Origin of the sequence: Bacteroides sp., assembly GCF_030151085.1 — a bacterium.
In the GTDB taxonomy this organism is placed as follows: Bacteria; Bacteroidota; Bacteroidia; order Bacteroidales; family Bacteroidaceae; genus Bacteroides.
Genome location: NZ_JASLER010000018.1, coordinates 39,137 through 51,319, shown reverse-complemented (window position 1 = coordinate 51,319; position 12,183 = coordinate 39,137). Strand labels below are relative to the sequence as shown.

Here is a 12,183-nt window from a genome sequence, read left to right as displayed (position 1 = left end):
CGTTTCAGTATCTTAAGTCTTAATATTATACATTCTCCTTCTGCACAAACGCCGTCACCGTTTTGAGCAATATCTTCATATCCAGCCAGAAAGAAAAATCTCTGGCGTACTTAATATCCAATTGTTTTCGTTCCTCTGCTGACATTTTGCCGGCACCTCCACGTTTTTCAACTTGCCACAATCCGGTTAATCCGGCAGGGGCCATGAAGCGCTCTATGTAAGTATCGCTGGTTAACATCTCCGCTTCGTAGAGGGGGAGGGGACGATTACCGACTATACTCATGTCACCCATCAGAACGTTGATAAGTTGGGGTAGCTCATCAATGCTATATTTACGAATGAAATGCCCTACGCGGGTAACGCGGGGATCATTTTCTATCTTGATGAATGTATTCTGCTGCTCTAGGGATTTCTTTTTGTGGAAATCTTCTTCGGAGATAACAAAATCATCTGAAATCAGCAGAGTGGCTTCCTCTTCGGGGGTACCGACTAAGTCGTCAAACCGAATATCAGGTTGCTCGTCAGGAATTTCTTCTTCTATTTTATATTGGTTGAGAGAATTCAATTCTTTCAAACGTTTATCCGCATTAGTGTACATAGAGCGGAACTTGAGAAAATTGAATATCTTATAATTGCTTCCTACGCGCTGTGATTTGTATATTATTTTGCCTTTACTTTCCAATCGTATGGCTATTGCCGTAGCAATAAGTATCGGCGATAATACAATGAGTACCGCAGAAGCAAAAAGAACATCAAATACACGTTTCCATGTAGGCAACTGGAACGTATTGAGTACTTTTCGATGTGTTTGGCTAAATTCTTGTAGTCTGTGTTCTTTACGTAGTTTGAGAAATTTTGTCATCTCCTGAATGCTCTCTTCATTAGCAAAAGGAGTCAGTGTGTTGTTAACTCCTGATTGCAGATAAAGTCTGACTTCTTCACTGGGCAGTTCGTCGGCGACAAGAATCATGTATACACGTGGAAAACGCTTGTGCAGGAAGGCGATATCCTGGCAATCTTTCTCTACGTCGTTTCGCTCGTATAGAATGGATGTGTTATATCGTTCGCGAATGCTGTCTATTACCTTTACTGCTTTATTGCACGAGGAAACAGCCATAAACATACCACCCGTTACTTTACTTAGGTGATCTATAATGGTGCGGTTGTTTCCTATGTAGATATAATATAACATATCCTATTATTATATGAATTAAAGGTATTTCTTGATACGAGCTTTCAATTCCATGGGGTTGAAGGGTTTCAGAATATAATCTTCTGCACCTGCATTAAGTAGATTGATACGCTCTGTGGTACTTTCTTCACTGGAAAGCATTACTACAGGAATGTGTCTAAAAAGTGCATTGCTTTTCAGAAAATGTAAAAATTCACCGCCTGTCATTTTGGGCATGCGGATGTCTGAGATAATGAGAGCAGGATTGTTTCCTTCATTTAGCCACTCAATAGCCCGGATAGGATCTTCGAAATACACTAATTCATTTTCTTGGCCTAAATACACTGAGAGTACCTTACCAATGGCAGGTTTGTCATCTACAAATAATATTTTCTTCATTTCTATGCTTGTTTATCTGCTATATTAATGTTATTGTTTGTTATCTATATACGTTGTTTGCGTTTATATAAGGATCCTTATACCAATCAGTATTTGTGTTACGATTGCGTGCCCAGTCTAGAAATTTGGGGTATGCACAATCGTTGTTGTCCTTCTGATTACTAATGTTAATCCTTTCTTTGGGATATCTGAATTCTGGAACACATATTGCCCAAGTGTTATTACCGGCTAAATCGAGATTTTCTTGCTGGATAGTACCCGCAGCTGTTGCACCGTAGTCCCTGAATTCATACAGGTGTACTTCCATACGCTTTTGCATGTTTTTATATTGGTAGCAAATGAAAAAATCAAGGTCATCTTTTGAAATAATCGGTTCCTCCTTGGTTTGATCGGCCAACTCTATGATAATCTTATAAGTAAAGGGTTTGCTGGTGATACCTGCCGGATCAGTATTGATCATTTGACCTTGCTGAACACCATCAAATACTTGATGGGCATTGCCAAAGAGAGGTATGACGATATTATTATCTCCATCTTCCATGTAGCTACCTGCATTGAATTTGAAAAATGTACTGGATGTCAGCGTATTATGAAAACGATTATAATCTCCGGCAGGGGTTATGGATCTGATAGCAGATTTAGGCGTATTGACAATACGCAATCCGGCACCTAACATTTTGGTAGCTCCGAGCGCGGTCAGAGTGACGTCAAGCTGAATCTGTTTGATGTGATTGCTTTTTTCTTCACACAGGTTGCTGATCTTCACGTCCAATACGACATCATTAAAATCGTAATCGCCTACTAATGGGAAATTGTCTTCGAAAACATAGGTATAAGGTATGGGATCGGTAGATACGTCGGAGCCATCTTCATCCGGCTTGTAACCGTCGCCTGTGCAGTCTCCACTGGGTATAATAATAGGAGATTCGCCCCATTTGGAGTAACTTCCGTCACCATTTTTTAGAGCTTCAAGGAATTCCTGTCGCCAATCATCGAAAGAGACGGCTTTTTCTATTTCGTAATAGATCTTACCTTGGGTTTTGAAATTAGAGATGTCTTTTATCTTTTTAATCCGGATCAAAGCAAAATGGGAGGAAGGAGCTTTCACATTTCCGGTGAACGATCCTTCTTCTATCTGTAACAATGCATTTGAACCTATTTGGGTAGTAGTTCCCCAACCTGCTCTTTCCAGATTGAATTGGCCTATTTCAGTACGAGAGCCGGTACCGCAATTCAGGTCTCCATTACTCATCTCTGCTTCTAAATAGCATCCGTTGTCTATAGTAAGGTTTGCACCGTTGACACTTCCGATCTCATCACATTTTACATGACCTTGGTTTATGAAATGTAAGCACTTGATTGTTTTGACATTCATTTCACCACAATTGTAGATTGTGGTTGAGTTATTATTCGCAGTAGAAAAGTTTATATCTTCAATCTCTCCTGCATTATAGAAGTATTTATCATCTCCACTTTGTGCAGGCAATGCTAAGCTGCTATTATCATCTCCTGATATTTTACCTCCGGGGAAAATGCCCAAGTAACCTTGCTGATCGAAAGTCAATGATTTGTTTTGGGGTATGATGATTTCCCCTTCATTCATTACATAGATATTAATTCCATTAGGAATTTTCAGATTGTTGCCATTCGGTTCCCATTTACCACAGATGATAAGGGTACCACGAGATGAACCCCATATATCACCTTTTAAAGGTGCGGAAAATTCTTTGTCTTCTGAAATTTTATATATCGATCCGGCAGAAAATTGAGTGTTCGATTGAAGCTCTTTAGCTTTAAGGAGCATACTTTTTACTTTATCCAGAGAATTGACCGGGGTATATTGTTCAATTTTTATATCTACATCATTAGCACGTGTAGAACGTGTTATGATAGTTCCCCCGAACATAGTGTCTATTTGGTCGTTAACGATAGGGACGTGTTTTACTACATTACGTTTATGGGCGTCTGTGCGGCATACGAAAACACTGTTCACTACAGTGGGGCAATCCATAACAGTATTGAAGGATTGGGTATTGCTTGCTACACCTGTTGCTAAGACTTTTGCGGTTGAATTGTCCGATAACGGATCCGCATCATAAATGCGGATAGTATAGTTGGTCATTGCGTCTTCGTTAACAGACACTGCGACTTTTACTTGCTTCGTCATTTTCCAATCCATTGTAGGATCAATATCTTTTACAGGAAATTTATCTTGGTAAGTTGCTTTAACTTTTTCAGAGTTGAAAACATCATTTTTACAACTGCTGAGGATAGCACTTCCCAAAAGTACTGCCAGCAACAGGATGCGGTTAATAATGATGTTTCTTACCATTTAATTCGTTTTTGAATTGATAACAAACAAAAATACGCTTATTTTATATATGTTTGCTCTGATAAGTGAAAGAAAAATATATAAATTAAATCTTTTTAAGAATTGTCTAAGAACAGATGATACAACTCAATACTTGAAATCGTCAATTTTTCTTGATCATAGATCTACTGTTTAGTAATTTCACCTGCTAAATCGGAGTTCATGAGGCGACGAATTTCTTCTTGGTTCAGTCCATGTCCAAGTAGGAACATGAGTTTGGTTACGGCGCATTCGGGCGTACTGTCGTAACCGCTGACTACACCTGCTTGAATAAGTTGTAGCCCGGTTCCATAACGTGCCATTTCTACTGTACCACTTTGGCATTGGGTGATGTTGACAATGACAATACCACGATTGGTAGCATCTTTCAATTGACGGATAAACCATTCTTTCTGAGGGGCGTTTCCTGAACCGAAGGTTTTGAGTACCACTGCTTTAAGCCCGGGAACGTGTAGCACAGAATCGATAATTGTCTCCTGAATGCCTGGGAAAAGGGTAAGCACTACAACGTTGGTATCAAAGAGGTAATGCGGTTTCATAGGGCGTGAAAGATCGGGACGCCGTATAAGATGTTCGTTGTAGCGGATATAGATGCCGGCTTTTGCCAATGCGGTGTAATTGAATGATCGGAAGGCGTTGAAGTTTTCCACATTGATTTTAGTAGTACGGTTACCACGCATCAGTTCATTCTCGAAAAAAATGCAGACTTCGGGAACAACAGGAGTGCCGTCAGGATTTTTTGCTGCGGCAATTTCAATTGCGGTAATAAGATTCTCCTTTCCGTCGGTGCGCAAAGTACCGATGGGTAGCTGTGAACCCGTAAGTATAACGGGCTTAGAGAGATTTTCGAGCATGAAACTAAGAGCGGAGGCTGTGTATGCCATTGTGTCTGTTCCATGTAGGATAACAAAGCCGTCATAGTTGTCATAGTTATAGTTGATAATCTTGACAATCTTTGCCCAAAACGAAGGCTCCATATCAGAAGAGTCAATAGGAGGATCGAACTGATAAGAGGAGATTCGGTAATTGAAACGCTTCAACTCGGGAACATGCTTTAGCAATTGATCGAAGTTGAAGTTTTCAAGGGCGCCAGTCTCCGGGTTTTCTATCATTCCGATAGTTCCACCCGTGTAAATTAACAACACAGAAGGGCAATCGACTTTCATAAATATCTCTTTTAGATTGTTTTTCGGGCACAAAGATAGGGAAAAATAGTGATTAGTGATGAGTGATTAGTGATTTGTTTGTGTTTTCAATGATCAGAAGAGAACAGTTACAATACCAACAAATCACTCATCACTCATCACTAATCACTACCTCAAGTCTTCTTTCAACTGCCTGATCGCCTTTTCTGCATCTCCTTCGGCTTCATTGAGCAGGGCGACGAAGCGGCTACCGATGATGGCTCCTGAAGAGTTGGCACAAGCTGCATTAAATGTTTGTTTGTTGCTGATGCCGAAACCTACCATACGGGGATTGCGTAATTGCAGGTCTTCTATCTTTTTGAAGTAGGCTTGCTTTTGGGCGTCGAAGTCTTGTTGGGCACCGGTGGTAGCAGCGCTGGAAACCATGTAGATGAAACCGTCTGTATGGGCGTCGATTTCGCGGACACGGGCTTCGCTGGTTTCTGGAGTGATGAGCATGATGACTTTTACGTTGTGTGCTTCGGCAATGGCTTTATAGTTGGCCAGAAAATCTTTGAAAGGAAGATCGGGGATGATGACACCATCGATACCACATTCTTCACAGCGTTGGCAGAAGGTTTCGAAACCAAATTGCATAATAGGGTTAAGGTAGCCCATGAGGATGAGGGGAATGCGGACATCTTTACGGATATCACGGAGTTGTTCGAACAGAATGCGAAGGGACATACCATTGCGAAGGGCATGGGTGGCAGCATTTTGAATGACAAGTCCGTCTGCCATTGGGTCGCTGAAAGGGATGCCGATTTCGATCATATTGACACCGTTCTTTTCGAGAGCACGGATTACATCGGCAGTACCGTCGAGGGTAGGGGAACCGGCACAGAAGTAGATGGACAACACGTTCTGAGGATTGTCCTGAAAGAGTTGGTTAATGCGATTTGACATGATATAATTTGTATTTTATAATTCGTAATTTATAATTTTCTCAATTCTTCTAAAAATATTTCGATGCGTTCTACATCCTTCAAGCCCGGTGCTGTTTCGAAACGGCTGTTGAGGTCGATTCCTGCAAGACGCGGATGGTGGAACTCTTTGATAGCTTTTGCACTATAAGGATTGATGCCGCCACTGAGCAAAAATGGAGTGGAACCGTTATAACGATGCAAAATGTTCCAGTCGAATTGATTGCCGGAACCACCGAATTGCGGAGTCTTGGTATCAAACAGATAATAATCACATAGACCGTCGTAAGTGGAGACATCAAACAAATCCTTGGGGAGAGAAATGGAGAATGCCTTGATGAGACGCAATCCATTGCTTTGCAACGTACGGCAATAATCGGGAGATTCATTACCATGCAGCTGGATGTAACTCAGACCGAAACGATCGGCATACATCAGGATGTCTTCTTTGCTCTCATTGACAAAGACGCCGACACGTTTGGCTCGAACGGGCAGATACTCGGGTATCTCACACATGCAACGAGGAGATTTGGGATAGAAGATAAAACCTATCATATCTACTCCCAGCTGTTCGATATCGCGGATGTTGTTTGCTTCTGTCATTCCGCATACTTTGATAATGGGAAACATGTAAATAGTGATTAGTGGTTAGTGATTAGTGATTTATCATTAATCGTTGTTATCATGTTTTGAAGGGTTTTGCCGGGAGAGGCGGTCTTCATGAAAGTTTCTCCGATGAGGAAACCACGGTAGCCGGCAGTACGCAGGCGGCGGATGGTTTCGGGATCCGAGATGCCACTTTCGGAGACAAGCAACGGGGATTTCGATCCGTCGGTGACTTTGCAAAGTTGTTCTGCCAAGCGGAAGGAATTTTCTATATCGGTGACGAAAGAGCCGAGATTGCGGTTGTTCACGCCTACCATGTCGACTTCATTAGTAACGTATGCAAGTTCGGACGGGCTGTGGATCTCGAGCAATACTTCCAGTCCGAGGACATGGGCTTTTGCGGTGAGGGTGCTGCATTGTTCCGGTGTGAGGCAGGCTGCAATGAGTAGCACAGCATCAGCGCCGACGATACGTGCCTGAAGAAGCTGGTATTCGTCGATGATAAAGTCTTTACGCAGGATAGGAATGTTGACGAGTGGGCGTGCAGTGCGAATATCACGGAGTGAACCGCCGAAGAATTTCTCATCGGTCAGGATGGAGAGGGCGGCAGCGCCGGCAGCTTCGTATGCAGCGGGAATAATCTCTGCTTGGGCAGTTTCGTTTATCCATCCTTTGGAAGGGGAACGGCGTTTGAACTCGGAGATAATGCCTGTAGCAGAGCATGCGAGTGAATACTTCATACTACGGCAGCAGTGTGAACCGTCGGCTGTAGTGCCAGCTTGTAGCATGCTCTCAGCCTGCTCTTCCAGATGTTCGAGAGAGATGGTTTGCTTCTGCAATTCTATCTCTATTTGCTTGTGAGCAATGATTTCGGATAAAATATCTTTCATAAGTTGATCCTTTTCATTTTTCATTTAAGTTTATAAATTTTTTCAATGTATTCAGTGCTCGTCCGCTATCAAGTGATTCGCGGGCAATGGCGATGCACTCTTCAATCTCTTTTTGCGGTTCCATGATTTGGATAGCAAAGGCAGCGTTGACAATGACACATTGCATCTGTGCAGGGGTGGCCTGGCCGCGGAGGATATTGTCGAAAATGCGTGCTGCATCTTCTTGGCAGGCACCACCAAAAAGTTCTTCGGGGTGTGCGTCCTTGAAGCCAAGGGCTTGCGGGCGGTAGATACGTTCGTAGTTGCGAGTCATCACTTTGAACTCGTCAGTTAAGGAGATTTCGTCGTAACTGTCGAGGCTGTTTACTACAGCGAAATCGATGCCGAGTTTGTAGAACACGTTGGTGTAAAGACGCATCTGTGAGAGGTCTGCAACGCCGAGCAATTGGTAAGTTGGTTTGCAAGGATTGACCAAGGGACCTAGTAGATTGAACAATGTACGTACTCCCAGTGCCTTGCGAACCGGACCGACGAACTTCATGGCAGGATTGAACAACTGTGCATGCAAGTAAGCAATGTTGCACTCTTCCATACTGCGTTTCAAGACATCGGGATTATTGGTGAAGCGAACTCCATGTTGCTCGATGACGTTACTGGCTCCACTGACGGAGGTAGCACCGTAATTACCATGCTTGGCAACTTTGTAACCGGCTCCGGCTACAACGAAGCAAGCGCAGGTAGAGATATTGAAAGTGTTCTTGCCATCACCACCCGTACCTACGATGTCGATGGGGCGGTAAGGGGAGAAATCAATAGGGATACGGGTTTCCATGAGCGCTTCACGAAAACCGACAAGTTCGTCAACGGTGATACCACGCATCTGGAAGGCAGTGAGCAGGGCAGCTATTTGTGCTTCCGGATACATTTCTTTGGTTATATTGAGGAGGATCTGTTTGGTTTCCTCCGAAGTGAGCTCCTCGTGGTTGAAGAGGCGGGATAGTATCTGTTTCATAAATTATATATTATCGATTATAAATTAAAATGGCTGTCATTTGAAAAGCCAGTTTCTAACAATCACTTTTCCGTCAGGAGTCAGTACCGATTCGGGATGGAACTGAATGCCGTGGATATCGTATTCCCGGTGTTTCAATGCCATGACTTGCCCTTCAGGGCTGATAGCAGTGATAGCTAGAATTTCCGGGAATCCTTCCGTATCGACTACCCAGGAGTGATAACGCCCCACAGGAAACTTTGTGGATAATCCTTCAAAGATATAATCTTCTTCCAGCGTTGGTTTTACAGAACATTCTTCATTCTTCATTCTTAATTCATCATTCAGATAGACCTCTGTTTGTACTCCGTGGAAGACCTCACTCAGATTGGTCAGTTTTCCACCGAATACTTGTCCGATAGCTTGTTCGCCGAGACAAACACCGAGTATAGGCTTCTTTCCGGCATAAGCGCGAATGACATCCAGTAGCAAGCCCGCTTCTTCGGGAATACCGGGACCGGGTGAGAGAATGATTTTATCGTATTGCTCCAAATCTTCAAGTTCGAATTGGTCGTTGCGCAATACCTCTACTTCTGCACCGAGTTCTTTCACCAGATGAGAAAGGTTGTAGGTGAAAGAGTCGTAGTTATCTATGATTACTGTTTTCATTTCTAATTATTTTTAGTTATAACTCATAACTATTTTTACATTTTTTCTGCCATGACGATTGCTTTTTTCAGTGCACCAAGTTTGTTGTTCACTTCCTGCAATTCATATTCTTCATTACTTTTGGCTACGATGCCGCCGCCTGCCTGGAACCAAAGTACTCCGTTACGACTGACGAAAGTGCGGATAGTGATAGCTTGGTTCAGTGAGCCGTTCAGTCCGATGAAGCCGATGCAGCCGCCGTAAGCGCCACGGTTATGCGGTTCCAATTCGCTGATGATCTGCATGGCGCGTACCTTGGGTGCACCACTCAGTGTGCCGGCAGGGAAGGTGTCGATGAACGACTTTATCGGATCGGCATCTTCGTTGAGCGTACCGCTTACACGACTGACAAGATGAATGACATGACTGTAATACTGCATATCCTTGTAAAAATCTACTTTTACATCGTGGCAGTTACGACTGAGGTCATTGCGGGCAAGGTCTACCAGCATCACGTGTTCGGCATTCTCCTTGGGATCATCGTGCAGGTATTGGGCATTGATGGCATCTTGCTTGGCATCGCCTGTGCGTTTAGTGGTTCCGGCAATGGGATCGATGTAGGCGTGACGGCCTTCGATGCGACAATGTGTCTCAGGCGAAGAGCCGAAGATGCGAAAACCGCCAAAGTCGAAATAGAACAGATAGGGCGAAGGATTGATACTGCGCAGGGCACGATACAGTTTGAAGTCATCGCCCACGAAGCGTTGTTCGAAGCGGCGGGAGAGGACGATTTGGAACACATCGCCACGCAGGCAGTGGTTGATACCTTGGCGGATATTCGCCTTGTGCTGCTCATCGGTAAGCGGAGAAGTGGTTTCGCCAACGGCACGGAAGTCGTAGGCGGTGTAGTTGCGGTTGTGGATGGCCTTCTGCACTTTGTCCAGTTCGCTGGTTTCGCCATCGGCAAGCATTTCGAGCAGAAGCATCTCGTTCTTGAAGTCGTTAAAGACTATGAGATACTTATATAATATGTATAGCATATCGGGTGCATCATTAGTAGCTTCCCGGCTGTCTTTAATAGGAATGTTCTCGAAATAGCGTACGGCGTTGAAGGAAGTATAACCGTAAAGCCCGCAATATTCACTGTATTCGCCCTCTACCTTGAAGCAGTTAAGAAAATCTTTCAGAGCATTTTCCACACGATATTCTTCGTTCACGTTGCGTTCTTCGCGTGTGCCATCGGGGAGTCGGAAAACAGCTGTGCCATGGTCTATGCTGACACTTGCTACGGGACAAAGGCCGATAAAGGAGCGGTTGTTTTCACTGCCATGATAGTCGGAGCTCTCCATAAGAGCGCTTTGAGGGAAGATATCGCGTACTTTCAGGTAGGTACTTACCGGAGTGTGCAGGTCGCCGAGTACGGTACGGCTGACGGTGGTAAAGTTGAATGTATTCATGATGAAGAAACTTTTTTAGTTATAACTTAGATAGGTTTCGATGTCTTTGTCTCCTCTGCCAGACACGGTCAATACGACCACATCGCTCGGTTTAAACGTCATCTTTTCCAAAGCTCCCAAGGCATGGGCACTTTCAAGGGCGGGGATGATACCTTCGAGTCTGGTCAGTTCGTAAGCAGCACGGATGGCTTCATCGTCATTAACCGAAAGAACAAGTGCACGTTTCTGTGCGGCAAGATTGGCATGCATGGGGCCGATGCCCGGATAATCCAATCCGGCTGAGATGGAATAAGGTTCCTCAATCTGCCCGTCTTCATCTTGAATGACGTAAGTGCGTGAGCCATGGATAATGCCTAGTTTGCCAAGAGCGATAGTAGCGGCGGTCATGCCTGTTTCCACACCTTTACCTCCGGCTTCGGCGAGGACGATTTGTACGCGGGCGTCGTCGATATAATGGTAGATAGTTCCGGCAGCGTTACTTCCTCCGCCTACGCAGGCAATGAGGTAATCGGGACAATCACGTCCTTCGTGTTCCAGCAGTTGCTTTTTGATTTCTTCGCTGATGACCGATTGCAGACGTGCCACCATATCGGGATAGGGATGTGGACCAACGGTAGAACCTATTATATAATAAGTATCCGCCGGATGACAACACCAGTCACGGATAGCTTCGTTGGTGGCATCCTTCAAGGTCATGTTACCACTGGTGACGGGAACTACCGTTGCACCGAGCATTTTCATTTTCTCTACGTTGATGTGCTGACGCTCCACATCGGTCTTGCCCATATAGACAATGCATTCCATGTTCATCAGTGCACAAACAGTAGCGGTGGCAACACCGTGTTGTCCGGCTCCGGTTTCGGCGATGATGCGACGTTTGCCCATGCGACGAGCCAAGAGGATTTGTCCGATGGTGTTGTTGATTTTATGGGCACCTGTGTGGTTCAAGTCCTCGCGTTTCAGATAGATTTTGCAACCGTAATGCTCGGAGAGGCGATGTGCCAGATAGAGTGGGGAGGGGCGGCCAACGTAGTCGCGCAACAACTGGTCGAACTCACGCTTAAAGTCTTCACTTTGCAGTACGTCGAGGTAGATGTTCTGCAATTCTTCTACACACTTGTGGAGGATTTCGGGAACGTAAGCCCCACCGAATTCTCCGTAATAACCTTCTTTGTCAACTAAGTAACTCATTTTATTTACGATTTAATTATTTACGATTTACGATTGAAGTTAGTATTCGCTTTGATGCGCCGATAAAAAGAAAAGAGCCCTGTCGCAGGTTGCGACAGGGCTCTTTCTTTTTCTATTTATATATTACATATATACATACGAGCGCTGCTCCCTTACGACTGTCGGAGTTGTAAAGAGTGCCACCACCAATATGTATTTACGAACATTGTTTTCATTGTCTTTTTTTGTTTTAACGGGGACAAATATAAGCACTTTGTCTGAAACACCAAAATAAAACTTACTTTTTTTTCTTGTTAGAACATTTTTCTTAAAATATTGTTCTATAAAAAGAAATAAAGTGAACAATATACTT

At 44.0% G+C, this 12,183-nt stretch carries 11 protein-coding genes; all 11 read right to left on the bottom strand.

Features of this window, described 5'->3' with window-relative positions; translation table 11 throughout:
• Positions 1-25: 25 nt before the first annotated feature.
• The gene (locus Q1W14_RS03835) at positions 26-1,192 is read right to left on the bottom strand and encodes a sugar transferase (RefSeq protein WP_300699432.1); all 1,167 of its coding nucleotides are present in this window, start codon (positions 1,190-1,192) and stop codon (positions 26-28) included.
• Positions 1,193-1,210: 18 nt separating this feature from the next.
• Positions 1,211-1,570, bottom strand: a complete 360-nt coding sequence (locus tag Q1W14_RS03830; protein WP_300699430.1) for a response regulator — start codon at positions 1,568-1,570, stop codon at positions 1,211-1,213.
• A gap of 40 nt (positions 1,571-1,610) precedes the next feature.
• Positions 1,611-3,902: an LruC domain-containing protein gene (locus Q1W14_RS03825; RefSeq protein WP_300699429.1), complete on the bottom strand. Its 2,292-nt coding sequence runs from the start codon at positions 3,900-3,902 to the stop codon at positions 1,611-1,613.
• Between the two features lie 164 nt (positions 3,903-4,066).
• Positions 4,067-5,107, bottom strand: a complete 1,041-nt coding sequence (locus tag Q1W14_RS03820; RefSeq protein ID WP_300699428.1) for an asparaginase — start codon at positions 5,105-5,107, stop codon at positions 4,067-4,069.
• Positions 5,108-5,254: 147 nt separating this feature from the next.
• The gene (gene trpA / locus Q1W14_RS03815) at positions 5,255-6,031 is read right to left on the bottom strand and encodes a tryptophan synthase subunit alpha (RefSeq protein WP_300699427.1); all 777 of its coding nucleotides are present in this window, start codon (positions 6,029-6,031) and stop codon (positions 5,255-5,257) included.
• A 29-nt stretch (positions 6,032-6,060) separates the two neighbouring features.
• The gene (locus Q1W14_RS03810) at positions 6,061-6,678 is read right to left on the bottom strand and encodes a phosphoribosylanthranilate isomerase (protein WP_300699426.1); all 618 of its coding nucleotides are present in this window, start codon (positions 6,676-6,678) and stop codon (positions 6,061-6,063) included.
• An 11-nt stretch (positions 6,679-6,689) separates the two neighbouring features.
• The gene (gene trpC / locus Q1W14_RS03805) at positions 6,690-7,544 is read right to left on the bottom strand and encodes an indole-3-glycerol phosphate synthase TrpC (RefSeq protein ID WP_300699424.1); all 855 of its coding nucleotides are present in this window, start codon (positions 7,542-7,544) and stop codon (positions 6,690-6,692) included.
• Between the two features lie 13 nt (positions 7,545-7,557).
• On the bottom strand, positions 7,558-8,556 hold the full coding sequence (gene trpD / locus Q1W14_RS03800; RefSeq protein WP_300699423.1) for an anthranilate phosphoribosyltransferase: 999 nt from the start codon (positions 8,554-8,556) through the stop codon (positions 7,558-7,560).
• 36 nt (positions 8,557-8,592) lie between these two features.
• Positions 8,593-9,204: an aminodeoxychorismate/anthranilate synthase component II gene (locus Q1W14_RS03795; protein WP_300699422.1), complete on the bottom strand. Its 612-nt coding sequence runs from the start codon at positions 9,202-9,204 to the stop codon at positions 8,593-8,595.
• Positions 9,205-9,239: 35 nt separating this feature from the next.
• Positions 9,240-10,640, bottom strand: a complete 1,401-nt coding sequence (locus Q1W14_RS03790) for an anthranilate synthase component I family protein (protein ID WP_300699421.1) — start codon at positions 10,638-10,640, stop codon at positions 9,240-9,242.
• Between the two features lie 15 nt (positions 10,641-10,655).
• Positions 10,656-11,831 carry a tryptophan synthase subunit beta gene (trpB, locus tag Q1W14_RS03785; RefSeq protein ID WP_300699420.1) on the bottom strand — a complete coding sequence of 392 codons (1,176 nt, stop codon included), beginning with the start codon at positions 11,829-11,831 and terminating at the stop codon, positions 10,656-10,658.
• Positions 11,832-12,183 lie beyond the last annotated feature (352 nt).